Origin of the sequence: Streptomyces sp. NPDC051664 (genome assembly GCF_044453545.1) — a bacterium.
Taxonomy (GTDB): Bacteria; Actinomycetota; Actinomycetes; order Streptomycetales; family Streptomycetaceae; genus Streptomyces.
In genome coordinates this window covers 1-26,502 of sequence record NZ_JBITCU010000027.1, presented here as the reverse complement: position 1 = coordinate 26,502, position 26,502 = coordinate 1, and the positions used below count along the sequence as shown (strand labels likewise).

At 69.0% G+C, this 26,502-nt stretch carries 29 protein-coding genes and 2 pseudogenes; 15 read left to right on the top strand and 16 right to left on the bottom strand.

The window, feature by feature from the left end; translation table 11 throughout:
* Positions 1-22: 22 nt before the first annotated feature.
* From ACIA8E_RS32585 to ACIA8E_RS32570, 4 genes are all read right to left on the bottom strand, one after another.
* The gene (locus ACIA8E_RS32585; RefSeq protein WP_399303634.1) at positions 23-439 is read right to left on the bottom strand and encodes a hypothetical protein; all 417 of its coding nucleotides are present in this window, start codon (positions 437-439) and stop codon (positions 23-25) included.
* Positions 440-703: 264 nt separating this feature from the next.
* Positions 704-2,188: a PepSY-associated TM helix domain-containing protein gene (locus ACIA8E_RS32580; RefSeq protein ID WP_399303500.1), complete on the bottom strand. Its 1,485-nt coding sequence runs from the start codon at positions 2,186-2,188 to the stop codon at positions 704-706.
* A gap of 189 nt (positions 2,189-2,377) precedes the next feature.
* Complete coding sequence (locus ACIA8E_RS32575) at positions 2,378-2,998, bottom strand: hypothetical protein (RefSeq protein WP_399303498.1); 621 nt, start codon at positions 2,996-2,998, stop codon at positions 2,378-2,380.
* Positions 2,999-3,465: 467 nt separating this feature from the next.
* Positions 3,466-4,728, bottom strand: a complete 1,263-nt coding sequence (locus tag ACIA8E_RS32570) for an MFS transporter (protein WP_399303496.1) — start codon at positions 4,726-4,728, stop codon at positions 3,466-3,468.
* A 134-nt stretch (positions 4,729-4,862) separates the two neighbouring features.
* Between ACIA8E_RS32570 and ACIA8E_RS32565 the strand changes: the two genes are divergently transcribed.
* Positions 4,863-5,798 carry a LysR family transcriptional regulator gene (locus ACIA8E_RS32565; RefSeq protein WP_399303494.1) on the top strand — a complete coding sequence of 312 codons (936 nt, stop codon included), beginning with the start codon at positions 4,863-4,865 and terminating at the stop codon, positions 5,796-5,798.
* A gap of 330 nt (positions 5,799-6,128) precedes the next feature.
* Here ACIA8E_RS32565 and ACIA8E_RS32560 read toward each other — a convergent pair whose 3' ends face one another.
* Positions 6,129-6,539: a hypothetical protein gene (locus ACIA8E_RS32560; protein ID WP_399303492.1), complete on the bottom strand. Its 411-nt coding sequence runs from the start codon at positions 6,537-6,539 to the stop codon at positions 6,129-6,131.
* An 884-nt stretch (positions 6,540-7,423) separates the two neighbouring features.
* Between ACIA8E_RS32560 and ACIA8E_RS32555 the strand changes: the two genes are divergently transcribed.
* The 5 genes from ACIA8E_RS32555 (at position 7,424) to ACIA8E_RS32535 (ending at position 10,244) form a co-directional block, all read left to right on the top strand.
* A complete protein-coding gene (locus ACIA8E_RS32555) occupies positions 7,424-8,368 on the top strand; it encodes an Ig-like domain-containing protein (protein ID WP_399303632.1) in 945 nt (314 codons plus the stop codon).
* A 134-nt stretch (positions 8,369-8,502) separates the two neighbouring features.
* The gene (locus tag ACIA8E_RS32550) at positions 8,503-9,042 is read left to right on the top strand and encodes a hypothetical protein (RefSeq protein WP_399303490.1); all 540 of its coding nucleotides are present in this window, start codon (positions 8,503-8,505) and stop codon (positions 9,040-9,042) included.
* A gap of 3 nt (positions 9,043-9,045) precedes the next feature.
* Complete coding sequence (locus ACIA8E_RS32545; RefSeq protein ID WP_399303646.1) at positions 9,046-9,366, top strand: hypothetical protein; 321 nt, start codon at positions 9,046-9,048, stop codon at positions 9,364-9,366.
* Positions 9,302-9,520 carry a hypothetical protein gene (locus ACIA8E_RS32540; RefSeq protein WP_399303488.1) on the top strand — a complete coding sequence of 73 codons (219 nt, stop codon included), beginning with the start codon at positions 9,302-9,304 and terminating at the stop codon, positions 9,518-9,520. Before ACIA8E_RS32545 ends, ACIA8E_RS32540 begins: the two co-directional genes overlap by 65 nt.
* Positions 9,521-9,572: 52 nt before the next feature.
* Positions 9,573-10,244: a DUF1963 domain-containing protein gene (locus ACIA8E_RS32535; protein WP_399303486.1), complete on the top strand. Its 672-nt coding sequence runs from the start codon at positions 9,573-9,575 to the stop codon at positions 10,242-10,244.
* 43 nt (positions 10,245-10,287) lie between these two features.
* Here ACIA8E_RS32535 and ACIA8E_RS32530 read toward each other — a convergent pair.
* Positions 10,288-10,602 (bottom strand): annotated as a pseudogene (locus ACIA8E_RS32530) (hypothetical protein); the annotation flags it as partial.
* 79 nt (positions 10,603-10,681) lie between these two features.
* Here ACIA8E_RS32530 and ACIA8E_RS32525 point away from each other — a divergent pair.
* Positions 10,682-10,927 (top strand): hypothetical protein, encoded by a 246-nt coding sequence (locus ACIA8E_RS32525; RefSeq protein WP_399303484.1) that lies wholly within the window; start codon positions 10,682-10,684, stop codon positions 10,925-10,927.
* A gap of 403 nt (positions 10,928-11,330) precedes the next feature.
* Here ACIA8E_RS32525 and ACIA8E_RS32520 read toward each other — a convergent pair whose 3' ends face one another.
* The 5 genes from ACIA8E_RS32520 to ACIA8E_RS32500 all read right to left on the bottom strand — a co-directional run bounded on the left by ACIA8E_RS32520 (position 11,331) and on the right by ACIA8E_RS32500 (position 15,052).
* Positions 11,331-12,236, bottom strand: a complete 906-nt coding sequence (locus ACIA8E_RS32520) for a carbon-nitrogen hydrolase family protein (protein ID WP_399303482.1) — start codon at positions 12,234-12,236, stop codon at positions 11,331-11,333.
* An 878-nt stretch (positions 12,237-13,114) separates the two neighbouring features.
* Positions 13,115-13,504 (bottom strand): hypothetical protein, encoded by a 390-nt coding sequence (locus ACIA8E_RS32515; protein WP_399303480.1) that lies wholly within the window; start codon positions 13,502-13,504, stop codon positions 13,115-13,117.
* Between the two features lie 181 nt (positions 13,505-13,685).
* Entirely contained in the window at positions 13,686-14,414 is a 729-nt protein-coding gene (locus ACIA8E_RS32510; protein ID WP_399303478.1) for a type 1 glutamine amidotransferase, read from the bottom strand.
* An 87-nt stretch (positions 14,415-14,501) separates the two neighbouring features.
* Positions 14,502-14,642, bottom strand: coding sequence for a hypothetical protein (locus ACIA8E_RS32505; RefSeq protein ID WP_399303476.1), 141 nt, complete (start codon positions 14,640-14,642; stop codon positions 14,502-14,504).
* A gap of 44 nt (positions 14,643-14,686) precedes the next feature.
* Positions 14,687-15,052 carry a hypothetical protein gene (locus ACIA8E_RS32500; RefSeq protein WP_399303474.1) on the bottom strand — a complete coding sequence of 122 codons (366 nt, stop codon included), beginning with the start codon at positions 15,050-15,052 and terminating at the stop codon, positions 14,687-14,689.
* Positions 15,053-15,055: 3 nt separating this feature from the next.
* On the opposite strand from ACIA8E_RS32500, the gene ACIA8E_RS32495 reads away from it, so the two are divergent.
* Positions 15,056-16,045, top strand: coding sequence for a hypothetical protein (locus ACIA8E_RS32495; RefSeq protein WP_399303472.1), 990 nt, complete (start codon positions 15,056-15,058; stop codon positions 16,043-16,045).
* A 91-nt stretch (positions 16,046-16,136) separates the two neighbouring features.
* On the opposite strand, the gene ACIA8E_RS32490 is transcribed toward ACIA8E_RS32495, so the two are convergent.
* A complete protein-coding gene (locus tag ACIA8E_RS32490; RefSeq protein WP_399303470.1) occupies positions 16,137-16,904 on the bottom strand; it encodes a tetratricopeptide repeat protein in 768 nt (255 codons plus the stop codon).
* Between the two features lie 841 nt (positions 16,905-17,745).
* Here ACIA8E_RS32490 and ACIA8E_RS32485 point away from each other — a divergent pair.
* Entirely contained in the window at positions 17,746-19,827 is a 2,082-nt protein-coding gene (locus tag ACIA8E_RS32485) for an NPCBM/NEW2 domain-containing protein (protein WP_399303468.1), read from the top strand.
* 139 nt (positions 19,828-19,966) lie between these two features.
* Here the strand turns inward: ACIA8E_RS32485 and ACIA8E_RS32480 are convergent, their stop codons facing one another.
* The gene (locus ACIA8E_RS32480; RefSeq protein ID WP_399303466.1) at positions 19,967-20,419 is read right to left on the bottom strand and encodes a hypothetical protein; all 453 of its coding nucleotides are present in this window, start codon (positions 20,417-20,419) and stop codon (positions 19,967-19,969) included.
* A gap of 71 nt (positions 20,420-20,490) precedes the next feature.
* On the bottom strand, positions 20,491-20,853 hold the full coding sequence (locus ACIA8E_RS32475; protein WP_399303464.1) for a hypothetical protein: 363 nt from the start codon (positions 20,851-20,853) through the stop codon (positions 20,491-20,493).
* Positions 20,854-20,923: 70 nt separating this feature from the next.
* Here ACIA8E_RS32475 and ACIA8E_RS32470 point away from each other — a divergent pair, with 70 nt between their 5' ends.
* The 3 genes from ACIA8E_RS32470 (at position 20,924) to ACIA8E_RS32460 (ending at position 23,079) form a co-directional block, all read left to right on the top strand.
* Positions 20,924-21,412 (top strand): hypothetical protein, encoded by a 489-nt coding sequence (locus tag ACIA8E_RS32470; protein ID WP_399303630.1) that lies wholly within the window; start codon positions 20,924-20,926, stop codon positions 21,410-21,412.
* A 312-nt stretch (positions 21,413-21,724) separates the two neighbouring features.
* On the top strand, positions 21,725-21,961 hold the full coding sequence (locus ACIA8E_RS32465) for a hypothetical protein (protein WP_399303462.1): 237 nt from the start codon (positions 21,725-21,727) through the stop codon (positions 21,959-21,961).
* Positions 21,962-22,473: 512 nt separating this feature from the next.
* On the top strand, positions 22,474-23,079 hold the full coding sequence (locus ACIA8E_RS32460; protein ID WP_399303461.1) for a hypothetical protein: 606 nt from the start codon (positions 22,474-22,476) through the stop codon (positions 23,077-23,079).
* 734 nt (positions 23,080-23,813) lie between these two features.
* On the opposite strand, the gene ACIA8E_RS32455 is transcribed toward ACIA8E_RS32460, so the two are convergent.
* Positions 23,814-24,944, bottom strand: coding sequence for a PP2C family protein-serine/threonine phosphatase (locus tag ACIA8E_RS32455; RefSeq protein ID WP_399303459.1), 1,131 nt, complete (start codon positions 24,942-24,944; stop codon positions 23,814-23,816).
* Entirely contained in the window at positions 24,914-25,159 is a 246-nt protein-coding gene (locus tag ACIA8E_RS32450) for a hypothetical protein (protein WP_399303457.1), read from the bottom strand. The genes ACIA8E_RS32455 and ACIA8E_RS32450 overlap by 31 nt, the downstream gene beginning before the upstream one ends.
* A gap of 474 nt (positions 25,160-25,633) precedes the next feature.
* On the opposite strand from ACIA8E_RS32450, the gene ACIA8E_RS32445 reads away from it, so the two are divergent.
* The 3 genes and pseudogenes from ACIA8E_RS32445 to ACIA8E_RS32435 form a co-directional block, all read left to right on the top strand.
* Positions 25,634-26,119, top strand: a complete 486-nt coding sequence (locus tag ACIA8E_RS32445) for an arylsulfotransferase family protein (protein ID WP_399303455.1) — start codon at positions 25,634-25,636, stop codon at positions 26,117-26,119.
* A complete protein-coding gene (locus ACIA8E_RS32440; RefSeq protein ID WP_399303453.1) occupies positions 26,085-26,369 on the top strand; it encodes an arylsulfotransferase family protein in 285 nt (94 codons plus the stop codon). Before ACIA8E_RS32445 ends, ACIA8E_RS32440 begins: the two co-directional genes overlap by 35 nt.
* Positions 26,342-26,502: pseudogene (locus tag ACIA8E_RS32435) on the top strand (IS5/IS1182 family transposase); the annotation flags it as partial. The gene ACIA8E_RS32440 and the pseudogene ACIA8E_RS32435, both read left to right, overlap by 28 nt.

Below are 26,502 nucleotides of genomic sequence, written 5' to 3'. Positions count from 1 at the left end.
ATCCCTGCTGGCTGCCAGATGATCAGGCAGCCCTCAGCGCGCTCCGAGCGGCCGTGCCTTGTGGACCTGGTCGAGTCTCCACGATGGGCATCGACCCAGTCGTCATGGCGTAGCCGGGCTGGGAGGTGCCTTCGGGCAGCAGCGGATACTGGATGACGGCCGCCGACCCCGGCTCATGTTTGACCAGCAGGCGAGTTAGGCCAGTTTCTCGGCGGATGGGCTGCCGCGATCGGCGTGGTAAGACGAGGAGTTGGCCGTCGGTACCGGCGAGCAGGAGTCGTTTGTAACGCAGCTCCAGCCGCCGCACCTGCGGATGGTCTATCTGTGAGGCACCGGCGCCCCGTGGGCTGACGTCGTGGCGGGCCGCTGCTCCGGCCGTGATCCGGCGTCGACCGGTCAGTCCCTGCCTGCGCGGGAGCCGTATCGAAGATGACCGCATCCCGCCCCGCAACTCGCCAACGATCCAAATCAGCGTCCCACTGGAGGGCCTCGGGCAACCGCCGCGTGGGCCAGAGGGAACACCTCCTCCGGCTCCGCCTCCAATGACACCGCGCTGCACTACCCCGGCCCGCCGCCGGTGCGCGACGGTCACCTCCGGGGTGCCGCGCAGGTCCAGGTACTCCAGCGGTTGGTCGGCATCTGTCTCCGGCCCGGCATGGTGTGTGCCGGGCCGGAGACAGATGGTGCCTTCCCGGCTTCGGCGTTACGCGGGGCGGCCTCGCCGGACGAGTCCGGCTGCCGCGTCCAGGACGAGGAAGCCGATCAGCGTGATCCCCAGAACGGGCAGTGCCCAGCCGAGGGCGGCGACGGCCGGGATGCCGATGGTCAGCACCGGCAGGGGCAGCTGCCGCCACGTACCCCGTGCCGGGGCCTTGCCGAAGACCGCCGTGCGGTCGTCACGCATGGGGCGGCGCTGCCACCACATGCGGTAACCCCACACGATGACGAAGATCAGGCCGAGCGCGATCAGTGCCAGCAGGATCTGGTTGGCGAGGCCGAAGAGGAGGCCCATGTGGCCTTGGACTCCGAGCTTGCTGAGCTTGGCCAGGGCGGGATAGTCGGTCCACCGGCTCTCGGCGGTGACCTCGCCCTTGGCGGGGTCGACGGCGACCTGGTCGTAGTGCACCGGCCAGCGGTTATCGGCCTGAGCCACGCTCCAGGCGCTCACCGCGTCCGCAGGCGGCGTCAGTTCCACCCGGCCGCCCAGACCGGCGTCGCGGGCCACAGCGAGGACTGCGTCGAAATCGGCGGGGTCCGTCGACGCCGAGACGTGGCCCGTGCCGTGTCCGGCGTGCTTGCCCTCGTTCTTTTCGGCCCCGCCAGGCAGCGTGGTGACCAGCTCGGGCGCGTGGCCCTTGGCTGCGTCCAGCAACTTCCCGAAGTGGTCGCCGGCGTAGTGGGACCAGGTCAGTCCGGTGGCGCTGAGGAAGAACAGGCCGATAGCGAGCCACACGCCGGTGGCCGCGTGCCAGCTGCGAGTACGCCGTACGCCCCGGGCGGAGTGATCGGGCAGCAGAACTCCGCGCGCCGACTTGGCGCGCTGTCCCCGGGCGCGTCCCAGCCACAGGGCAAGCCCTCCTGCGACGATCACCCAGAGCCAGCTCGCGGCGACCTCCGAGTACAGGCGGCCGGTCTCGCCGAGGTGCAGATTGCGGTGCAGGTCGTCCAGCCATGTGGTGAGAGGCGTCGAGCCGTACCAGGTCGTCAGTTCGCCTTGGACCTTGGCGGTGTAGGGGTCGACGAAGACGGTGCGCTGATTGTCGCCCAGCTCCGGCAGCGACAGCACCACCCGTGTGGTGTCCTGCGGGCCGGGAGGGGTGATCACCGAAGCCAGCGTGCCTTCCGGGTGGGCGTCCCGGACCGCTTTGATTTGTTCCGTGAGCGGGAGCGGCCTGGTGCCGACCTGCTCCACCCGGAGCTGGTCGCCGTAGACGAGCTGGTCGAGCTGGGGCGTGAAGGTGTAGGCCAGCCCGGTCAGCGCGGCCACGAGCAGGAAGGGGGCGACGAATACCCCGGCGTAGAAGTGCAGTCGGACGAGCAGCGCTCGTACGCCCCTCCACGAAGGACCTGGCTGCGAAGGGTCGGCTCCCGCGGCGGGTGACGGCTCGGTTGGGCCGGCGTCTTCCGCCACCGCCATCACGGCCTCATCGCGGTCGTCTCTCGGTGCTTGTTCCTGTGTTGAAGACATGCGTGCATCCCCAATCGGCACCCGGCCCGCAGGGGGGCGGGCGCCCGCGAAGTCAACGATTCGGTCCGCCACAAAGGCGGTACGGCGTGACACGGCTGCCGCAGCCGAAGCGCCCGAAGGGCGCCGGGCAGGCGGTGCGTGCGGGCACGCCGGACTGCGCCCGTCACCGCGACAGAGCGGGACGGACGGTCAGGAGCAGATCGCCAACTTCGGTGGGCCCCGCCGCGTGACGCTGTGGCCCAGGGCCGGCTGATGGGGCAGACGCGAGGGGGTGTGGAAGGACGTGGGGCTTGCGGGGGCGGGGGGTGTACTGACGGCTACGTGGACGCGCCAGGCCCTGTGGAGGGGAGCGAAGACGAACAGGGCCAGGGAGCGGGCGAGTTGGAAAGCCGCGGCCTCGCCGCGCCAGAGCCATAGCCCGCTCAGAACTGCGGCGAGGGCGTGGGCGAAGACCATGCCGGTGGACCAGCCACCCATGGCTGCGGAGTTCATGGGCATCGCATCCATGGCCTGATCGCCGAAAGTCATGTCGCCGGTACTGGTGGGGGCGGTGGCGAAGGCCTGGGCAAGGTTGAACCAGCCGTGCAGGGCGAACTGCGCCACTACCGTGGCGCCTGTCACCGGTAGGGCACTGCGCTCACCGCGTCCGGCCACCCACCAGGCTCCGGCGGTCGTGGCGGCGAACGCATAGCCCACTGCCCAACCCGGCACCGTCCGTAACATCAGGGCGTGACCAAGGCCCGTCGCTGCCACACACACGGCCGCGAACACCGCGGCACGCGCGAGGCGGAAGGCGGGCCCGGACGTCATGAGCAGCAATGGTGCCATTCATCACCTGAATGGCGACAGTGCGCCGAAGCGCCCCTCACCGTGACCGACAAGGGTCCCGCACACAGTCACCGACGTGGTCGTCACCCCTCGACGGGCTCAAGCGCCTGCACGGTGCCGGATGCTGTTCCCGCATCCGGGGCCACAGCCCGCGCCCAACTGCGCCTGCAAGCGGGCTCCCTGGCCGCCGGAAAGTCACGCATCTTCAATGTGTCCTGAGCGAGTTCATCGGTCGCTTGGGGGTCGGAGCTGAGGTGGGCCACGTCGCGGTGCATGGAGCCTACGAACTAGCGGCGTTGGTGATGGTGGTTGTGGGGTGTGGGATTTGCCGGGCCGCACCGGCCACGGTGGAGGCCGTCGTGTTGATGTCCGAGTTGTACGTCGAGGGACAGACCGATCCGAAGAAGGGCGGCGCAGCCCCATCGCGGTGTGACGGCCGTGTCGGCCTGTCAGGTGTGGTTCGGTGTCGGTTCGGAGAGAGGTGCTGCCGTGTGGTGGGGGAGTAGCAGCGGGGTTGCCAGCAGGAGCACGCCGGCCAGGCCGATGGCTGTGCGCGGGCCGAGCAGTACGCCCAGCACACCCCAGGTGGCCGTCAGGAGTGCGGTCGTGGCTTTGGTCGTCACCGCCCAGGCTGACAGTGTGCGGGTGACCCGGTCGGTCGCGGTGCGTTCGAGGCGGTAAGTGGTGTAGACGGGGTTGAAGACCCCGCAGCAGAAGATGAGCCCGAGCTCGACGCCCATCACCAGCAGCAGCCCGCCGGTGCCCGGCCCCAGGAAGGTCAGGCCGACGGGCCAGAGCGCGCGCAGCGCCCCGGCCACGACCAGGACCTGGTGCTGCCCGAACCGGGTGACGAGGGGCCGGGCCAGGCGCGAACCGAGCAGCCCGCCGATCGAGGGCGCGGCGAAGGCGAGGCCGTACTGCCACGGTGTGAACCCGAGTCGGCCGAGCATCAGGACGGCCAGCAGCGGCTCGGCGGCCATCACCAAGCCGTTGAACAAGGCGGTGTTGAAGAACAGCGGACGCAGCGTCGAGTCGGCGAGGATGTACCGCCAACCGTCGAGCAGGTCCCCGGCCCGCATGCGCGCGGCCTCCCGGCGCACGGTCGGCGGCTCGTGCCCGCCCATTGCGCGGATACCCAGGGCCGAGAAGAGGTAGCTGACCGCGTCGGCCACCACCGTCGCCACCGGACCGAGGAGCCCGATCGCCGCGCCGCCCAGCGGCGGTCCGATGATCGTGGTCGTCCAGGCCGTGGACTCGAACCGGGCGTTGGCGACGAGCAGGTCCTCGGCCGGCAGCATTGTCTTCAGGTACGCGCCGGAGGCGGCGCGGAAGGTGATGTCGGCCGCCGCGACGACGACCGAGACCAGCAGGAGCTGAAGGAACGAGAGGACGCCGAGCGCGAATGCGGCGGGGATCGTCAGCAGCGACGCGAACCGCACCAGGTCCATCGAGATCAGCACCGGCCGCTTGCGGCGGAACTCCACCCACGGGCCGAGCGGCACCGCCACGGCCGCGCCCACCGCAGCCCCCACGGACGAGAGCGCGGCGACCTCGGCCGGTCCGGCGTGCAGTACCTGGATGGCGATCAGCGGGAACGCGCCGAAGGCGAGCCACGTGCCGAGGGCGCTGGTCCCGTACGCTCCCCAGAGCCACCCGAACCGTCGCCCCAGCCGATGTCCGAGCAGATCTCCCAGCCGGTGCCCGCTCCTCATGCCCGACGCCCCTCGCCACTCACCCTGCACAACCGATCCGCGTTCGGAAGCATCAAAGCGAGCACCACAACCAGGAATCAAACAACCACAGAGCCATCGGCCACAACCAACGGTTGTGTCCATAGGGTATCTACATGGACCTCGACACCGTCCGGACGTTCGTCGCCGCCGCCGACGCGGGGCAGTTCCAGGAGGCCGCCGCCGAGCTGGCGATCACCCAGCAGGCCGTCTCCAAGCGCATCGCCGCGCTGGAGCGCACCCTCGGCGTGCGACTGTTCACCCGCACCCCGCGTGGCGCCGAGCTGACCATCGACGGGCAGGCGTTCCTGCCCCACGCGCGCGCGCTGCTGCGCGTCGCCGAGCGCGCGGTCGCGTCCGTGCGCACCGGCCGCCGTCCGCTGCGCGTCGACGTGATCGCCTCGCGCGGCGCGGCGGCGGGCCTGCTGCGCGGCTTCCACCGCGCACACCCCGAGATCGACCTCGACGTGGTGATGCTGTTCGACGTCGAGACGGCCGTCGCCGCCATCCGGTCCGGTGCGATCGACGCGTCCTTCCGCGCCGTAGCCGTGCCCGGGCGGCCCCTTCCCGAGGACATCGAGTCCGTCCGGGTGCTCGACGAGCCGCTCCAGCTCCTCACCGGCCCCGCCCACGCGCTGGCGGGCGCCCGGTCGGTGCCCCTCGCTCAGCTCGCCGGGCACCGGATCTGGATGCCCGGCATCGTCCCCGGTACCGAGTGGGCCGCCTACTACGACGACCTCGTCGCCGAGTTCGGCCTCACCATCGAGGCGACCGGCCCCAACTTCGGCTCCGACGCGCTCCTCGACACCATCGCCGACACCCCGGCTCTGGCCACCTTCATGGGCGAGCACACCCGCCTCGTCTGGCCCGCCGACCACGGCCTGCGCCGCATCCCGGTGACCGACCCGACGCCCGTCTACCCGCACTCGCTTCTCTGGCACCGCGACAACCCCCACCCAGCGCTGGCCACCCTCCGCGCCCATCTCGCCGCCACTGCAGCCGGCCACGACGACGCCGGAACCTGGGCGCCGAGCTGGGTGATTCCGCGCTGAACGCCGCCGCATCTTCGAGCATCGTGGTCGGATCGACGGACGGTGTCGGGGCAGGCGTAGCCACCAGCACACTCCGCCTATCACCCCGCGTACGCCTCACCCGGATGACCCTCGCTCTCGATCGTCAGCAGAGGTCGGTCCGCCTGTCCACTGAGCCGCCGAGCGACGATGCGGCAGGCGGGTACGGCAAGGGTATCCAGCCTGACTGCAGGCCTACGGTGATCGCACTCGCCGCGGGGGCTGTTGTGGGTGTCCCGATTCAACGGCGTTCGACCAGTCTCACCGAAGTTTGATCGCGGCCAGGTTCCGAGTGGAGGTCGGAGCGATCTTCTACGGGCCCGTGGGGTCGGCGTTCCCAGCTCGCGCGGCGGCCGCCTGCAGCAGGAGCCAGCCGTCGACCGACACCGCCCGCCGCTCCCGCGGCTGCCACCCGCGGGCCGACGCCGCGTCGAACAGAGCCCGGACGGCGCCCGGTTCGTGCAGGTTCAGGGAGCCGCCCCGGACGTACCCCACGTCCCCGGAGCCCATGGGGAACCCGCCTGGGACGTACCGGCCCGGTCCCTCGGCGAAGACGATACGCAGCGGGCCGCCGGTGCCCGTCGGCTGCGGATACAGCGTGAGGGTCTCGCGGCAGTCCGCGGACCGGCCGTCGTCCCGCACTCGGTGACTGTGGCGCAACGTCCATAGGTACACGCGCCCGTCGACGACCAGCCGGCGAGGCTTCTTCGGTTTGCGGGGCACGGAGCCGAGGGTACGTGGCGCCGATGCTACGCGGGCTGTGGCTTCGGCCGCTCCGCATACTGTGACTCCGTCCGATAGTTGGCCACCGGGCGGTTCGTCGTTCCAGACCGTGGGTCAGTGCCGATTCGTAGTTGGCCAACCGGGGGGAGCACCAGAGATGACCGGCACACGGTCTGCATCCCGGATCGGCCGGGCGACCGAGGCCGGCCTGCCGTAGAGATCGTTGCGATCGGACCGATCGTCAGTCTTGGTCGTTCTGGCGGGAGGCCGTGACCGGTGCGGCGGGCAGGCCTTCGGGGGCCCGGACCACCTCCACCGCCTGCGCCGGGGAGCGCGGCCTCAGCTCGGGATGCGCCTGGTCATGAGTGTGATGGCGGCCCGGGTAATGACCGACCCCGAGTGCTGGATGTACGAAGTAGTCCGGCGCGCCGGCGCAGGCTCGTGGGTGTGGAGTTTCCGGGGCGGGTGGCTCTGGCCCAGGCCGTGCCGAAGCTGCCGTCCGGGCCGGGCTGGTGGTACGAGCCGAAGTTTTGGACAGGGTTCGAGGCTGTCCGTTGTCCAGGGCTGAACGCACTTGGGGTCCTCCGCGTGGAAGGCCCCGAGCGCGTCGTGTCAGTTCTGGTCTTGGTCTCGGTGACGGTCAGGACGGAGTCGACGGAGGTCTCGGCTGCGGTGCAGCAGCCGGTGACGCCCGCCCCTCACCGTCTCCGATACGGTGGTGCGCAACGAGTCTTGAGACACGTTTTATGCGACGCACGCAACCGCAGGCCGCGCGGTTGCCGTCTGACAGTGAGTCGGGCCCGCCAGGGCTGTGGAGCGAGAGAGCGGGGCTGGTCGTGGGACGGCGCAAGGGTGGCATAGGGATCGCGCTCATCACGGGTGTGATGGTGGTGGGCGCGAGTGCCTGCGGCGGGGGCGGCAGCGACAAGGCGAGCGGGGACGACGCAAAGCCGTCTGGTAAGCCGAGCGCGAGTGTCTCGCCGTCACCGTCACCGACGCAGCCCGCGGGTCCGCCGATGCTGCTGGAGACGATCACGCCACAGACGGGAACCACGGTCGGTGTGGTCATGCCGATCTCGGTGATCTTCACGAACCCGGTGGCGGCCAAGGCGCGGGCCACGGTGGAGAAGCACATGAAGGTGAGCGCCTCGCAGCCGGTGTCCGGGGCCTGGCACTGGTTCGGCGACAAGCGCGCCGACTGGCGGCCGAAGACGTACTGGCCCTCCGGTACGACGGTGAAGATCGACGCCGACATGAAGGGCGTCAGCAATGGCAACGGACGCTACGGCGTGCACAGTTACACGCACACGTTCAAGATCGGTGACGACGTGCGCGCGGATGTCTCGGTGACGGGCCACACCATGAAGGTGACCCGGAAAGGCAAGAAGGTGCGCACCCTGTCGATCAATGCGGGCAGCGCCCAGTATCCGACGTGGAACGGCACGATGGCCGTCATCGACAAGCAGGAGAAGGTCCACATGACCTCCTGCAGCGTCGGTATCAGCTGCGACAAGGGCAGCCCCAACTACTACGACCTGACGCTGCCCTGGGACGTCCACCTCACCCAGTCCGGCACATACGTGCACTACTCGACCGGCGACCCGAATCCGGGCAGCGGCAGTGCTCGCGGCTCGCACGGCTGCGTCCACCTGTCCTTGTCGGACGCCAAGTGGTTCTACGGCCAGGTGAAGCAGGGCGACCCCGTCACCATCACCGGCTCGCCCCGTGCCAAGGCGCCGGCCGACAACGGCTACGCCGACTTCAACCTGGGATGGGACCAGTGGATTGCGGGCAGCGCCTCCGGGGAGGAGACGACCGCGACGCTGTGACACGCTGCTGTGGCGGCGCTCCGGCACCCCTGTGGGGCTCGTCAAGCCATCGCTGCTGGTCAGCACCCGCCTCCAGGCTCGTCGGTGGGGACTTGTGGTGCTGCCCCGATGATCGTGACCCTGCCCGCGCGCTGTTGTCCGTCCCCGCCGTCCTACTGCGCCGAGAGACCGCCAAGGATGCCGAACTCCTGGTGCTGCGGCACGAGAACGCCATCCTGCGTAGGCATGTGAAGGGCGGGGTGCGTCATGAGCCGGCGGGCCGATTCTGGCTCGCCGCCCTCAGCAGTTACCGCGTGGCCGCTGGGCCGCCGCCTTCCCAGCCCCCCGGCACTTTGCTGGCCTGGTACCGCAAACTGATCGTCAGGAAGTGGGACTACTCCGCCCGCAGCTCCCGCACCGGACGGCCGCCGACGGCGGTCGCGCTCAAGAGTCTCGTGCTGCGCCTGGCTGATGAAAATCCGCGCTGGGGCCACCGCCGCGTCCAGGGCGAACTGGCCCGACTCGGGCATCCCATCGCGGCCTCCGCGCTCTGGGAGATCCTGCACGCAGCAGGCGTCGACCCGGCCCCGCGCTGCTCCGGCCCCACCTGGCGCGGCTTCCTCACGGCACAGGCTCAGGGGATCCTTGCCGCGGACTTCTGTCCTGTCGACACGGCCTGGGGCAAGCGTCTGTGAGCGATGGCGTTCATCGAGCACGGCACCCGGAGACTGCCCATCACCGGGGTGACCGCACACCCCACCGCGCAGTGGGCGGTACAGCAGGCCCGGAACATCGCTGCCGACCTCGGCGAGTGGGGCGCCGGGCCACGGTTCCTGCTACGCGACCGCGACAGCAAGTACACCGACGACTTCGATGCCGTCTTCACCGCCGAGGCCACGGAGGTGCTGCTCAGCGCGCCCGGGCACAACCCTCGACCTGCGGGATCCCGGAGGTGTGGACGCGGCCTTGGCCGAGGTCAGCCCTCGTGTCGTCGTCAACGCATCGAGCGGCGGGGCTGACTGGGCGGTCACGGCCGAGGGTCCTGTCCGTCTGGCGACGGCTGCGGCGAGGTCCGGCAGCCATCTGGTACATGTCTCCAGTGACGCTGTGTTCTCCGTCGTCATCTCGGGTGAGAGCACTGTTCTGGCTGGTCAAGCGCTTGCGTGGTCGTGAGGCGCGTTGGTCACGGTGATGGCGGGGGGGCCGGGCTCGACTTTTCCGGGCGATGTCACCGGACTGTCCTAGAGTCCTGACCGTGACGACTCTCATGATCGATGCAGGTCCAGTTGCGCCGGCTGCTCAGGGGACCCGGACCGGTGGAGTGCCTCTGGGGCCGGCCGGCACTTCGTGGCCTTGCTGCACTTCGTGCAATGGCCCGATGCAGTTCCTCGCCCAGGTGGCCTTGGATGACCTCGGGGATGGGATTGAGGACCGGGGAGTCCTCGTCTTGTTCGCATGCCAGAACGACCCGGGTATGTGCGGTGACTGGGAGCCGGACTCCGGCGGGAACCAGGCCTTGCTCTTCCCCACGGATGGCCTTGAGCCACTGCCCCAACCCGAAGGCGGTGTCGATGAGGCACTGCTTCTGCTCGGTTCCGTTCGGGCGGTCAGTTTGGTGCATGTGGACGAGCCCGACTACGACCAGGCCGGCGAAGAGTGGGCAGCGGGAAACGACCGCCCCGCGTCATCGGTGCTCGGCCAGCTAGGGGGTAGCCCCGCCTGGATTCAGGGCGACGAGACCCCGTCCTGCACGTCATGCGCCACTCCTATGCCACTGATCGTCCAGCTTGAGGAAGGTCCGGACCACAGCACCGCCATGAATTTCGGCGGCGGCGGCGGCGCCTATGCGTTCGCCTGCGAACCGTGTGGCCGGGGGAAGTTCCTGTGGCAGTGCTGAATCGGGGAGAGACGGGGCGCGTCAGGACGACGGCGTGGCCGAGCGGGACGGTGTGGCGAACGGGACGGCCGAGGCTGTGCGCGTAGGCGATCTCAGCGCGGGTGGAGTCGCCGATGTATCCGCCGGGATTGACGACCAGGGCCTCGTCACTGGTGCGGATCTTCCATCAGTGCAGCTCTCGAGCCGCTGCTTCGGCACGCTGCTGGGCGGCCCACAACGGATGCGGTTACTTCATGTCGCATCCGGGAGCGAGGACGATGCGGCCAGCTACGGTCTCGCGCAGGTTGGCCTCGGCGAGCTCGCCGGGCAGGGCGCGCCCTCTACCGGGCTTCGATCCGCCGCTTGCACCACTCCGCACCGAACAACCACAACGGCATGATCACCAACCACCCGATCAACACCACGAGCGTGTCGAGCCACGAGTCACCCCTGCCGAAATGCACAAGCAGCGTGACCGCGACCCCACCGACCAGCACCCGTACCAGCTTCCTAGCAACTCCTCGCCCCATGCCGATCAAACAACCCCGAAGGAAGCCGAGATGACGCCCGCATTTTCGCACCACCCGCGTCTGCACCGCACACAGGCAGACGACTTCGGGACGGTCCGGGCCGGCAGTGGTTTGCGGCAGGGAGTGAAGGACGGCCGCCGCGGTGGGGCCGTCGGCGATGCGGTCGGTGTGTGATGAGAGCGGCGGCGTGCTGGTCGCGCGGGTGCTTCTGGTGCGTCAGGTCGAGTCGCCCGTTATTCTGCCGGTGCCGGTGCCGGTGCCGGTGCCGGTGCCGGTGCCGGTGCCGGGGCAGCGGGTGCAGTCGGCGGCGTGCGGGTCGTCGTCCTCACCGTGCAGACAGGCGACGGGTTCGGCGTCGACGGGGGACGCCGTCGTTCCGCCAGATGACCGGCTCGATGACTTGTCCGGATCCGCGGCAGCCGCCGGGGCAGTTCGGCGGGTGCGCCCCGCGAGAACCCGTGACTGATGCGGGGCCCGGCCGCCGACAATGATCCGGCTACCCCAACAAGTCAGAATCCGAGGGTTCGCGGCGCGGGAGCCATCCCGTACCCGCGAACCCTCGGATTCTGCTTCTGCGTTAGAAGGGCGCAGTTCGGTCTTCGCTGCGCGGGTCGGTCACCTGGTGCTCGGCGTAGACGCCCGCGCGCGACTCACGGCGCCAGGGACGCGCGTAGGTCACTGATTCGGCGGCGGCCTCGGAACTGTCGTCAAGGTTCACGACGGCTACGGATGGCGAGCCGTCCGCGGCGCACCGCTCAAGCCAGTCGCCATTGGGCGCGATGACTCCGGACGGTGCGGTGGCGCTGTGCTGTGTGGGCACCGAGAAGCTGACCCAGTAGCTGTTGACCGCGGCGTGGCCTTGGGCTTGCGCGGCGACGGCACCCGGGGAGACGCCGGTCGTGGAGAACAGGACGCAGTCGACATTCAGCTTCTCGTATTCGGTGAACAACTCCGGGTAGTGGATCTCCATGCCGAGCAGGCAGCCGAAGCGCACACCGTCAACGTCGAAGGTCACCGGTTGGATGCCCGGCGAGTACATGTACGAGACTTTCGTCTTCGACAGCAGGCGCTCGTCGTAGCGCGTGACGACCTCACCGCGATCGGAAATTACGTAGAGGCTGTTGTGCGGGCGGTTCGGCCCGGTCAAGCGGTGCACCGAGGCGATCACCGTCCACAGCCGCAAATCGCGGGCCAACTCGGCGACCGCAGCCAACTCCGAATGGAGCACCGGCCACTGGCACCGGTCCCAGTCCGCCGGGCCGACCGCGTCCGGGCCGTCGACGGACATGACAAGCTTGTTGGGAAAGCAGATCGCGCCTTCCGGAAAGTGCACGATCCTCGCTCCCTGAGTACTGGCCTTGCGCATCAGAGCACGGACCTCACGGCCACTTTCGCGCAGCGCTTCAGCGTCTCGGGGGTCATCGCGTACGGAGGTCTGCGCTACGGCGAGCCGCACGCTCTTGGGATTCCTTGCTTCCGACATGACGTCTCCTGATGGAGTCGGACGGAAGTGCCGGAGGGCGGACGTGTAGGACTCGCCGGTCTTGGCGGCGCGGGCACGCACCTGGCGCTTGAAGTTCCTACGGGCTGTCATCGCGGCCTTCCACGCCTTGAGCGACGGTTCCCCAGCAACCTCGCCCGAGGCGATCGGGCTGCAACAACGACCTGAGACGCTGGTCCCTTTGCCTCCGAAGGGAGACCGTGCTGGGGACGGTCGCGGGAGGTTCGGCGTAGGCCACGCAGTCGCTCATCATGCCGTCGCCCGCTGGCTCCGTCAACATCCTTCAACCTGGCCGGCGCCCGTCGAATGGCCGGCCGCTGGAGAGAACAGGTCAGTTCAACACGCTGAACTTGACAGAGAAATTGTCACTGACTGCACCGCGCAGAGCATCGAGTGAGAGGACCTGCGAGGCGGGCATGTGCCGGCGAGCGTGCTACGTGCCGGAGGAGCCGTACGAGTTGTTGGCGGACTTCGAGCCCCGCCCGGTGCAGGAACTTGTATGGACCGCTGGCCACGCATGGTCGGGGCAATCACCTTTTCCTGGGCTACCTGGTGTGGCTCTCAGGCGCCGCTTCGACACGTTGAACGACTTCGGAGGTGCACGTCACGGTGTGGCCGAGGAGTGAACGGCACGCGGCCTCCGCGCGGTGCGTGGCTTGGTCAGTGCGATCACGGGGTGTTCCGGCAGGAGCGGGGGAAGCAGCGAACGGAGAGGCCGAACACGTCGACCAGGTGTGACCCGAGGTCGACCGCTGTTCCGGCGGATGACGTGACGCCGTACCACACGCAGCACACGCCGCGCTGCTGCGCGTCAGACAGTGGCGCGAGCGGGGGCGGCTTCCGAGGACCATGCGCGGCGGTCAACAGAACGCCCCTGCGGGAGGTCTCAGGCCACTGCCGTCGGGGTCGAACGCCGCGCCGAGCGTGGTCGCAGTACGGTCCGGCTTCTCCAACCATCCGAGTCCGTCTAGTAACCGGTCGGCCGGCGGGCGGAGCAGCGAGCGTGCCTCAGGGTGGACCGTCAGCCGCGACAGGTAGGCGAGAAGCTCCAGGACCGGGCCGAGCCGTTCGGGGCCGATGCGTTGTATCGCGGCGACCGACGGCAGGATGTTGGCCTCCACAGCGAGCCACAGTCGACCGCTCGGGATGTCAACGAGCTCGCCGGCTGCCCATTTTCGTTGTACCAGCACAGGGTTCAGGGCGCAGGTAGCCAGCCAGTCCGTGCCCGGATTGCGTGTTCGTGAGGCCAAGACCAGCACCGTAGGAGCGACGGTTGCGGCATCGCTTGGCGATTGCGCCGGCAGTCCCACGACCGGCGGTACAAGGCGGTGTTCTCCTCGTCGTCGAGTCACATCTCGGTGTTGATCGTCTCAACAATGACGAGCCGCTGATCGTAGATCCAAACCGCGCCCGCGCCCGCCCCGCAGTCGGTCACGGCAGCCTCGCGCACACCTGAGCGAACCTCCGTGTGAACACCGACCACGCCGAGACCGCCGCGCTCTCGTCGGCCATGGCCTCGGTGTGCAGCTGGTCCCTGTCGAAGCCCTGCCGGGCCAGCCGCTCCCGGTCCCAACCGGCGATCCGCTCGGCCTCGGCCTCCGGGTGGAACTGCACACCCCAGGCCCGCGACCCGACCCGGAACGCCTGGTGGGGGCAGGCCGCGCTGGACGCCAACCAGGAGGCACCCGACGGGAGTTCGGTGATCGCGTCGATGTGCCGCTCGATCGCGGGAACCGTCGTGCCGAGCCCGTACAGCAGCGGATCGTCGGCGGCTTCGGGGCGCAGCCGGATCTGTGTGCTGCCGAACTCGGGCTGCCCGTGACGCGCCCGTACGCTGCCGCCCGCGATCTGTGCGAGCAACTGGCCACCGAGGCAGATGCCGAGGACGGGCGTGCCGTCGTCCAGCGCCTGCGCGACGAGGCTGCGGGTGGCCGGGAGCCAGGGTGCGCGCTTGTCGTCGTCCGGCAGGAAGCCGCCGCCGAGCACGAGGAGCGGCCTGCCGTCGAGCACCTGGGGCAGGGCCTCCCCCTCGTAGGGACGCAGCACCTCGAGGCCGATTCCCGCCTCGCGCAGCCAGGCCCCGACCCGGCCGGGACCGCCACTCCTGGTGTTCTGTACGACCACGGCGGTCAGCGGGCCCGGTGCGTGCGAGGGCGTCATCGCCTCAGCTCCCCTGCTCGGTATCTGCGTTCGCTGCGTTGATCTCTACGTTGATCAAGGCAGCAGATCAGGGTGCGACACGCGACGTCAACGGTCCGACGGCCGCCCTTCTTTGAGGGTCATGTCCCACCTCGCAGCGGCCTGCCCGCCGAGGACGAGTCCGAGGGCTTTGACCGTGACCACCTCGGCGAACCCGCGGGGGCCCACGAGTACCGTCCTGTCAGGCACCCATACCGACCGTACGGGCAACCAGCACTGACTGCCCGTCGACATCACCCGGAGTACGCACCTGCCTGCCAGAGCTGCTCCCACGTGCATTGGCGGTCTGACCCAGCTGCGACCGGAAGGCGTTGAGCCCTGAGAGCGACGCCATCGTAGGAGCAAGTCAGCTGAGCGTCGTCGTTGCCCTCAATTACGTCCAGCCAGTCACGGGCATACCGCACCCTGCCCTTGTCGAAGCACTGGAAATTGTCGCTGACCAGTTTGTACTGCGCGGTCGTGGCTTCCCGGCTCCTGATGAGCCAGGGCTTCGGGTCCTTGGCCGCGATCAGCGCGACATCATTCTGCGCCTTCTCAACCTGGTCATGCTGCGGATCCGCGATCGGTGCCTGGGGCTGGTGGTGGCCGGTACGGTTCATCCCGTGGACGTGGACGTGGACGTGGACGGGTGGGAGTCGGAGCACTGGGCCGCCTACGGCTGCGGGGCATGGGAGCGGGCCTGTCATCAGGCAGGCATCCTGGTCGCCTGGTACGAGGAGCAGGTCCTCGGCTTCGGCGCTCCGGCGGCTCTACGCGGACTTCCCGGCCCGCGTGTCAAGTGGCCGTGGGCGAGCGGCCGGCACACCGTGGGCCTGCTGCTGTGGCGGGCCGCCTACGAGGCCGGAATCCTGGTCGACCAGGTCCCCCTGGCCGACACCATGCGCTACTGCGACCCCGAGACCGACTCCCTGGTGGCCGGTCCCTTGCCTGACGCTGCCCGCAACGGTGGGATCGGAATCGGCAGCGCCGAATCGGTGGCCAGGATCAGGCACGTCCTGCAGGCCCACGTTGCGGCCGATCTCCCGCAGCCTCCCCCCGCCGGGGTGCAGCCGACGCTCGGCTACCGCGTCCGGGAGCTGCGGGCGACGCCCGATTGGGGGCGCGGCGACTGGCCGACGGCCATTGCCCTGGCTCGCGAGGCCATGCAGCGGGCGGACGACCTACGGGAGCAGGGGACATGGCAGCCGACCGCCCAGGAACGGTCCGCCGGCGCGCGGATCGGCCTGGACTGGGAAGCGGTTGACGAGCCCGCCGCGTCAGGGGGCTTGGTACGGAGCTGGCTGGTGCGGGCATCGCGCATGGTCGACCTCGCTGCCACCCTGTCCACCGCCGCCGACACGCTGCCGTGCGACGGCCGGGGGAACCCCGGCCCGTTGGCGCAGGCCCTCGGCACCACGGCCCGTGCGTGCGCCGCGCTGCGGACCAGCGCCGAGGAGGTCGAGCGTATGTGGGCGGCCGAGCCGCACGAGCCTGAGGACCCCACCTCCTGGGAACTGTCCTACGTACCCGCCGCGCTGCGCACCCAGACCGAGGAGACGGGACACCTGGTACGGGCGGCCGCCGTCTTCCTGTGGGTCCTGGCGTACAGCTGACCAGCAGCAGCACGCCGCGACGGACTGGTCGGGTGCGGCCGCCCCCAGGACCAAGGATGCGGTCCGCAACTTCTCCCCGGGGCCGTGGGGCTCAGTAAAAGTCGCCTCGACGGCGCTCAGGGTTGACGGCGTCACGTCGGTGCTGCTGTAGCCGGGCTGTCCTGATCGCTGATATCTCCCGCAGCTGCGCTTGACTCTGCAGGATCATCATCGACCCCAGACTGTGACGCGCGGTCATCGGATTGTCCACGCAGGACTGGTACAGCGCGGCGGCGCGTTCGACATCCTGGTAGAGGGTGCGGTAGAGCTCGGCGGCACGGTACTGGGCGTAGGGATGGTCGCGTGCGGAAGCCGCCAGGAAGTGCTCCAGGGCGTGCTCCGCAGGGGCGCGGGTCAGGGGCAGCAGCCTCTCCAGGTACAGGTCACCCAGGGCGAGCATCGCTTCGGGCTCGCCCAGTTCGGCCGCAGCGTGGTACCAGCTGGCTGCTTCGTCGAACGACTGCACGATGCCTGCCTCGGGGCAGCCTCGGTGGTAAAGCGAAGCAAGGTAGTAGGCCGCTCGCGGCGAACCAGTGCTCTGTCGCAGCCGCGGCACCGCGCTCGCATATTGCCCCTGCACGTACTCGACGTGCCCCAAGAGCTCGACGGCGGCGCTGTGACCTGTGGCCGCGGCGGCTTCCAGAAAGAAGGCGGCCGCACCGCGGTACTGCGCGCTGTTCCAGCAGTGCAGACCGATCCGGTAGTACTCCTCGGCGCTGGTTGGCTCGTGTCCGTCGACGGTGAAGTCGGTCCCCTGCCACTGCATCACGTCGCTGCCTATCTCGTCTTGGCCTGCCTCGGCGGCCACCTTGCGGGTCATTGTGCCGCAGCCTCGCAAGGTGGCCGGATCGGCGGGCGCCGCGCAAGGTCGAGGCGATGCGGGCGCGGATGAAACGCCCGGTCGATTGGGGCTGGCTGTGCGAAACGGCACCGGGACTGTTCACGCTGCCGGGCTGATCCCGCCTCGGTCCGGCCGCTGCCGGATCTGGCCGTAACAGGGCGGCCCCTGGCGGGCGTCGGCGTTGTGTGACGATCAACAACAGCCCGGCCGAGGGCGCACCCACACTGATTTACCGAGTCGAACTCCGCCTGTCCAGCACCGTGGTGACCCACGTCGCGGGCCTGATCCGGGTCCGCCGCAAGGCGATCGACTCGCGCTGGCGCAAGCTGAACCCGGGAAGGCAGGCCGTGTTGGTCCGCGCGTCCTGCGCCTGGCCGAGGGGGCGGCGGAAGGCCCGTTACCGGCTCGCCTGTGCTGCGTGCGAGCCGGACGGGGCGCACTCAGGGCAGCAGCATGTGTCGGTGCTGCTTGCTGTCAGCTGCGGTTCTTTCTGTTCGGACCGGTCGCTTTTGCTCAAGAGAGGACAAACCTCGCGCATCTCCTCAGGTGTCACACCTGATACAAGATCACACGCTATCCGGCAGACGGCAGACGGCAGACGGCAGACGGCAGTTGGGGTTCCTGACGAAGCTCTACTAGTAACTCGTAATTTAGGAATTATTATTGACACGCACCGGTAACCGCTGCAAGATCCTGGAAACCGACCGCAGGCGCGCGGGCATTGACTGGTCCGAAGGCCGACCGCCGCACCCTCCACGAGGGAGCGTTACCTCGGACTCACGACCAGGACGGGTCGGCACGCCTGATCGAAGGATCCGATGTGAAACGACATCTCACCGTCCTCCTCGCCCTCCTGACCGGCTTGCTGGTCGTGGCAGCACCCGCCCACGCCGGGCCGGCGGCCGGCACTGTCGCCGTCACGGCGCGAGCACCTCAGCAGGTGCTGAGCCCGACGCCGTATATGGGCTGGAACACCTACTACGCGCTGGGTGGCGATCCGACCGAGGCCGAGGTCAAGTCAATAGCCGACTTCCTGGTCAGCAGCGGTCTGCGCGACGCCGGCTACCAGTACGTCTGGATCGACGGCAATTGGGCGGCGCCGACCCCACGCAGCTCGGCCGGCGACCTGGTGGCCAACCCCGACCAATTTCCGAACGGGCTGAAGCCGCTGGTCGACTACATCCACGCCAAGGGCCTGAAGGCCGGCATCTACACCGACGCGGGCCCGTACATCCCGGGCAAGTGCGGACTCGGCAGCCACGGCTACTATCAGCGCGACGCGGACCAGTTCGCCGCCTGGGAGTTCGACGCGGTCAAGGTGGACTACCTCTGCGGGATCGCCGCGGACCTCGAACCGAAGACCGTCTACACCGAGTTCGCGCAGGCGTTGCGGAACAATGCCAGCGGGCGCCCCATGATCTTCAACCTCTGCAACCCGGTGACCTCGCCGGACTGGGGCAACTACCCGGAGGAGCAGCAGTCGACGTACTCCTGGACCTACGCGCCGGGGATCGCGCAGTCCTGGCGGACGTACACGGATGTGGGTTTCGTCGGCGAGATCAAGTTCAAGGACGTGCTGCGGAACTACGACGCGAACGCGCGGCACCCCGAGGCCGCTGGGCCGGGGCACTTCAACGACCCGGACTACCTGGGACCTGAGCTGGGGATGACCGACGAGGAGTTCCGTACCCAGATGACGCTCTGGTCGGTGGCGGCCGCGCCGCTGCTGATCGGCAGCGACGTCCGTAAGCTCAGCCAGACCTCGCTCGGCATTCTCGCGGACCCCGATGTACTCGCGATCAACCAGGACACCGCCGGCATCCAGGCCGTCCGCGTCGGCCCCGCCGGTACGACGGAGACCTGGGTGAAGCGGCTGGCCAACGGTGACCGTGCCGTGATGCTGCTGAACCGGGGCGACAGCCCAACGACCCTGACCACGAAGGCGTCGTCGGTCGGGATGTCCGGGGATCGGTTCACCCTGAAGAACGCCTGGACCAACCAGGTCACCGAGAGCGCCGGCACCATCAGTGCCGCCGTCCCGGCCCACGGCGCGGCTCTGTTCCGCGTCGGCCCGGCCACGGGCAAGCCCGGTGTTCCGCACGTCGTCGCCGGCCTGCCGCAGGTGACGCAGGTCGGTGGTGACGCGGTGCCGGACGGGGCCGCCCCGCTGGTCGCCGGCGGCGACCAGGCCCGGGTCGAGGTCACCGTCCGTAACGACGGTGCGCAGCCGGTCTTCGCGCCGCAGGTTGAGCTGACGGTGCCCGCCGGCTGGACGGCCCGTCCGCTCGGCAAAGCGCCGAAGCTGCTCCGCTCCAACCATTCCGCGACCTTCGCCTTCACGGTGACCCTGCCGGCCACCGCCGCGCCGGGCAGCACCGCGCTGACCGGCAAGACGTCGTACAAGGTGATCGGCAAGGGACGCCTGCGGCAGGAGACGGCCACGGCGGTAGTTGTCGCACCGGCAGCGCCGGACGGCGACGTCGTACTGTCGCACCACAAGTGGATCAGCGCCACCAGCGGGTGGATGAGCCCGGCGGTCGACCTGAGCGTCGGTGGCTCGTCGCCGATCAGCATGCTCGGCCAGGTCCACCCGACCGGTATCGGGGTCGCCTCACCCTCCGCGGTCCGCTACTACCTCGGCGACAAGTGCAGCCGGCTGACCGCGACCGTCGGCATCGACGATGCGGTGCGCAACGTCGGCCCGGACGGCGGCACGTCGATCTTCCAGGTGATCGGTGACGGCCGGGTGCTGTTCGACAGCGGTGTGCTGACCCGCGACGACACCCGCCAGGCCGACATCGACCTGACCGGCGTCCGCGTGCTCGACCTGGTGGTCGGCGACGGCGGCGACGGCGGCTACAACGACCGCGCCAACTGGGCCGGTCTGAACGCCACCTGCTGATTCGGCTCTGCCGCACCCAGGTGACACGTCACCTGGGTGCGGCCGATTCGCCAAGACTTTGAGACGCCGTGGCGCGGCTACGCGCCACGGGGTCGTGATGTTGGGCCGGCTGGCTTTGTTCACGAGATCGGGTTCTGGCTCACGCCGCGTCCCGCAGATCGTCGGTGTGCGCGGACGGGCCACCGGGCAGCTGGCGGCTTCGATGGATCTGGGTGCGGTCGGCGAAGGTCACGGTGGGCGTCACGACCCTTGCCGCCTGCCGGCGATTTCGCAGCCGCTCCCCGAGCTCGACCGCCAGCGACACCAGCGCGGATCTCACCAGCTCCGCGGCCAGGGTGTCGGTCGGGAAGCGGCGCGGCGCGGCCGCATTGTGCGGCAACTCGGCCGGCACGACCTTCCGCCGATCGATACCGCGGGCCCGCTCGCGCAGCAGCGGGCCGGACTTCCCGCCCAGTACCCGCTGCACCGTTGCCTCCGGCAGACTCGCCAGCAGCCCGACCGTGTGCACCCCGAACGTGATCAGCGTCCGTTCCTGGGCGCGGCCGATGCCGTGCAACTCGCCGACCGGCCGCGGGTGAAGGAACGCCGCCACGGCCGAGGACTGGAGCCGACCGCGCGTACCCCGCCCGGTCCCGGCTCCCGTGACGCCATGGCGGCGATCGTTCAGTTCGGCCCTACGCCGATCGTCACCGGCAGCCCGTACAGGGCCGGCGCCCGGGTCCGGATCATGGGGGCAACGTCTGCAGGATCCCGGTCGAAAAACCGGACGCTGCCGGAGACGTCCGCCACCAGAGCGGCCGGCGGCAGGACCTGCACCACCGGCGTCACGTCGCCGGTCAGGCCGAGCAGCATCCGGTACAGGCCCGGATCCACGTCCATCAGGCAGCGCAGATGCAGGATCGACGAATCAGGCCCCACGGCCTGGCCGTACTCCTCATCCATGGCGGACGCCTCCACCCTCACCGTACTCAAACAAGAATCGAACATGCAGGATTCGCGGCGACCCGGGCGGGTCCGATGGGTCATGCGCTGTAGTCGGCCCGGGTGTGCGACACGGAGTGTGCGGGGCGTACGGCAGAATCCCACTGTGACGTCGATGGAGGTTCTGGCCGAGCTGCAAGCGGGCATGTCAGTGCTGGCCACGCCGATGCGGGTGTACGTGGCGGCCGGGCGGTTCACCGAGCCGGAACCCGACCTGCCAGAGCTGGCAGCCCGGATCTGCGCGCTGCTGACCGTAGTTGCGGCAGACGAGGCCTGGCGGCGCTTCCTGCCCGGGTACACCCCGCCGTCCGTTCCTGCGATCTGCGCCTCGCTGGAGCCGGTGGAAACACACGAGGCTGCCTCGTTCCTTGCCCAGGTCGCGGGCGTCGACCTCGTCTGGCCGAGTCACCGGCACCTGCCCGCCGAGGCCGCCGAGCGCATGGCAGAGCGGGTGGTGGCCCTACTGGGACCGGAAGCCAGCTGGTGGACTAACCACGATGCCGAATGCGGCGCCGTCAACGGGCTCACCCCGCTCTTCGACAGCCTGCTCGCGGGCATGCAGGGTGAGCACTTCGCGCTGGCCCTGCAAATCGCTGACGACTGAGCGTCGTAGTCGGCCAGACGGGCCAACTATGACGCTCAGTCACACATGTGACTCAGCGGTTCAGTTGGCCGGTTAGCGGCCTACTCGGCCGGTGTTCGCGCTGAAGTCGGCCGCAGGCTCGCGGATGCAACACGTACCGTGATGGCTTCGGATCGCAGGCTCTCGGGGTGAGAGAAGAGGCCTTCGGACAGGCACACCGGTCCCGCACCAGGACGGGCTTGGTCGAGGTCGGAAGCCATGTCACCAGCACATTCGCCTGCGGGGCACCCCCGCCGCACTTCCACGGACTTGCCCCACCCCTTCCACCCCGAGGTGGGCGGTCTCATCCTCTGGGGCCGCGACTACGGAGGAGGTGATCATTTCTTCCTGCCGTGCAACCTTGATCCCGACCAGTGGAAGATCGTCACCGCTGTTCACGGATCCGGCCGCGTGACCTTCGACGGGCCATTCATCAACTTCGTCTTCGTCCTGGACTTCGTCAAGAATCTGCAGTTCATGGATGAAGCGGGCAACATTGGGCCTGCCGCGCCGAGCTTCGAGGTGCTCTGACCTGGTAGAGGAGGCTGTTGCGGAGACACTGCGCGATGCGGGCGGCGAGCCGGTCCGTCTGTACGTGGCCGCCTGCGCCGAGCGCATGGTGCCGCTGTTCTTGGGGCTGAAAGTTGGTGAAGCAGGCCGGGAAGCAGACATGGATTTCTTCGTGGAGTCCGTACGCGACAGTGCGCCGCAAGTACGCCGCTGATCTGTGGCTTTCTCCTATCGTCCCGCTCGGGTGCGCGAACCGGGTGGTCGCGGTGACGGGCACCGGGGCGCAGGGCGGCGCCGAGGCCGTGGCGGTGTCGAGCGGTCTGGCTCACCGAGAGGCCCACATGGATCAGATGAGGCTCGCGAACGGGTGTGGTTGGCGGTGCCGACCGCCTTCGCGCGAAAATGCAGCGGGGGCCTGGTCTATCTCTGAAGGCCCATGGGCCGACGGTGGGCCGGTGTCCCGCCCTCCCGAACGGGGTAGCCGTGCGGGCAGCCGACGACCGCCGATGCCCCACCGGAAAAGGAGCACGCCCATGCGCCTCTACGCCCAGACCCCGGCACGTCGGAGCCGACAGGTCCTCGCAGACCTGATCGCGGCGGCCCTGATCTACGCCGCGGTGAAGCTGGCCTTGGCCGTGCACGACGCGATCGGGCGACTGGCCGATCCGGGCCGCAAGGCGGAAAGCGCCGGCAACAGCCTCTCCGACGGACTCGTCGACGCGGGCGACGCCGCCTCGAAGGTGCCGTTCGTCGGAGGCCAGTTGAAGAAGCCGCTCAGGTCCGCCGCCGAGGCCGGCACCGGGCTGGCCGACGCAGGTCGTTCCCTCCAGGACACGGTGGGCCACGTGGCGACGCTGACCATGGTCGCCCTGATCGTCATCCCGGTGGTGTTCGTGCTGTTGCTGTGGCTGCCCCCGCGCCTGCGCTGGATCCGCCGCAGCGCCGTCACCCGGCGCCTCGCCGCCGGTCCGGGCGGCGCCGACATCCTCGCGCTGCGCGTCCTCACCGGCTCGCAGCGCGAACTCGCAGCGCTGCCCACGCCACCCGGCGGCCTCGCAGAGGCTTGGCGGCGCGGCGACAAACAGGTCATCGCCGACCTGGCGGCGATCGGCCTGCGGCAAGCGGGTCTACGCGCCTGACGGGTGAGCAGCGGGCGGGACCCGGGCCGAGCCGTCCCCCTTCCGAGGGCAAGCTCGCCCGTGGGCAACGGTGATCGTCCCCCACGGTGACGAAATGGGCGCTGCGTCTGAAGAGGCGCTGGTGGCACGGCTCTGAGTACGTCACGCATCCGCGATTTGAGTACGCGGACGGCTGCGGCGGAGCGGGGAGCTGACGATTGATCGGGGCACGGACACGCCGAAGTCGTCAGGGTACGAGGAGGTCGGGGCGGTCGCTCAGGACGTCTTCCTCGCGATGCGACCGCTCCGGGATGAGACCGTCGGCGGAGGGCGCACCTTGGCGGAGGCGACGGTGGCGGCGATGAACAACAGTGACTCCGAGGCGGAGGGGCGCGTCGTGCAGTACTGCGGAGATGTCGGCTTCGAGACGCTGACCCGCTAGTGACCTGAGTCAGAGAATCTCTGAACAAGTATCCGTCTTTCCGGCGCCAGAGGATCGGGCGCAGGTGCTCTGCCGCAGCTTCCTCGCGCTCGCTCTCACCGTCATCTGTTCAGTCCGGTGAAGTCGGCGGATCTCCGCGCAGTCCTCCACACTGATCACTCATCTCTCCCGGTCTGACTCAACGAGCCAGCCCCTTGGAGGGGCTCAACTTTCAGGCGTCGATCCTGGTCCACTTTTGGGCCGTCGTCGACCCCGATACCGCATGCCCCTGGTGATGCCGCAGCGGACGACCAGCAGTGAGGGCAGCTGACCTTCACGGGAGTCCCGGTTGGGGGATGGGTTTGCGGTGGATCGCGATGATGGCGGCGTCGTCGCCCAGGCGCCCGCCGACGTGGGCGAGGAGGTCGCGTCGCAGGTGGTGCAGGAGTGTCTCCGGAGGACTCTCGGTCCATTGGGCGGCGCGTTCCGCGAGCGGGTAGAAGTCGCCGCCTCGGTTGCGTGCTTCGATGACGCCGTCGGTGAAGAGGAGGAGGGCGTCTTCGGCCTCGAAGGCGAACACATCGCTGGTGTAGCCCGCTGGTCCCATGTCGCCTATCCCCAGCGGGGGCGCGGGGTGCAGACTCGGGACGGTGACCGCATGTCCTCGGCTGAGCAGCAGGGGCGCGGGATGCCCGCAGCTGGTCATTCGGCTGATGTGGTGCTCGTCGGGAATCTCCAGCAGCAAGGCCGTGACGAAGCGTTCCCTGGCTTCATTTTCATCGTTCGGCTCGACGTCGGCGTGGTAGCGGGAGATGCTCTGGTCGAGGGCCGCGGCCAGTGTGGGCAGGTCGGCGTGCTGGTAGGCGGCCTCGCGGAAGGCGCCGAGCAAGAGGGCCGCTTCTCCGATGGCGGGCATACCCTGGCCCCTCACGTCACCGATCATCACCCGGGTTCCGCCTTCGATGCGGGCGGCCGCGTACAGGTCGCCTCCGATCAGGGCCTCGTCCTCGGCGGCCAGGTACAAGGAGGCGATCCGCAGCGGGCCGATCCGGTCCGGGAGCGGGCGCAGCAGTACGTTCTGTGTGGCTTCGGCCACCGACCGCACCCGGGCGAGCTGCCGACTGCGCTGCTCGCGTATCAGGCAGAAGAACACGGTCAGCGCCGAGAGCATCGCGAGGGCGCCGATCTGCACCAGAGCGTTCCGGGTGGTCAGTACGCCGGAGTTCAGGCTGATGTCTGTCTGGGCCGTAACGGCCAGGAGCCCGATCACCCCGGTCAGCACAGGGCCCTCGAATGAGGCAGTGATCGCGGGCGCCATGATCAGAAGCGGTCCCAGATAGATGTCTTCGGGCAGCAAGATGTCCAGCGTCGTGATCACGGCAATGAGCACGACGGGAATCACCAGCAGCGCATGGCCCGGCCGCCATGACTCCCTCAGATCCGTAACGCGTTGCGTGAGGCCCACGTCTTCCACAGTGCACCCACTCGCGCGCGGATGACGACTCGGCCAGATGGTCGGCTCTGGCGGCTCTGTCCGGTAAGGCTGACAGCCCCGGCTACGCGGAGGAGCAGGCTGCCCTGATCGGGCAAGGTTTCCAGGCCTGCTGTGCAGGCCTGGATCGGCTCACTGCAGCCTGCGGTGATGACGAAGAACGCGGTCGGCCGGTCGTTCAGTTCCATGCTCTATACGTGTCCGGCAACCGGCCGAGGGTTCCCGCTGAGATAGCTCCGCTTTGACGGACGGATCTGGCCCTGCTGTGAAGACACGTCTTCAGTCGATATGTCATCACTCGAGTCCATGTGCATGCTTCGCCTGCCCCTGGAGGCGCTACTCCTTCACGCGGAATATTGGGCTGCCGATGACGGGGTCCTCGCCGGGGCGACGGCCCCACTGCGTCTGCGCCCCTGGGCGACGGGGCAGCGTCGGGGACTGCGCGGGCGAACCTGGTCCATGGCGGCGGCAGCTGGGCGACCGAGGAAACCAGGGCGGCGGCCCGCGACGATGGCGCGTGCCCGTTCACGTCTGCGTGGGCAGGGTCGCTTCCAGGGGTTCCAGGTCGCCGTACAGGGCTGAGTGGAGGGCAGCGGCAAGCTGACGGCAGCCGCCGGCCACGTCGGGCAAGCACCACCTCCTCGCCGTGCTGCTCCAGCAGCGTGGGTCTCCCGCAGCGTCGACCAGATCGCCCAGTACTCCTCTTTGACCTCATCCACCTCATCTCGCCCCGCCCGCTGCTGATGATCGCGGGCACGGAGGCGGATACCGCCTACTTCAGCCGCCAGGCGATCGAGAAGGCGAACGAGCCCAAGGAACTGTTCTGGATCGAGGGAGCCACGCACATCGACCTCTATGACAAGGACGCGTGCGTGCCGACCGTGGTCACCAAGATGGCCAGCTTCTTCAAGGAGAGTCTGGCAGCCACCGCAGAGCCGGTCTCCAGCGCGTCGTCGTCCGACGGGGTGTGGGATGCCTTGCACATCAACTCGGTCGACGAGGGTCCTGACGGGCGGCCCCTGATCTCGGCCCGGAACATGTGGGCGATCTACCACGTCACCAAGAGGGGGGAGGATCCGCTGGCAAGTCGGCGGATGGCAAAGCGACTTCCCCTTGGGCCCGAACGTGGACTTCTTCTGGCAGCATGATGCCCGATTCCGGCCGGGAAACCGGATCAGCATGTTCGACGACGGCTGCTGCGACCTGCCCGACGGCGCCCCTGAACAGGTGTCGCACGGCCTGATCATCGACCTCGACTTCCGCAGCCGGAAGGCGACCGTGGACAGGACCTACTACCACCGCCACCGCTGGAGTCGCCCACCCAGGGAAACATTCAGGCCCCATCCCTTGGCAACGAATTCATTGGATGGGGTCAAAGCCCGTGCCGCACATGGGTGAAGACGGCGGTCAACGTGAAGCTCTATTCGGCGCGAAGGCCCCGCACCCGGCCCGGACATGTGCTTGCCGACCGGGCGTACTCCTCCCGTCAGATTCGCTCCTACCTGCGCAAACGCGGGATCGCGCACACCAT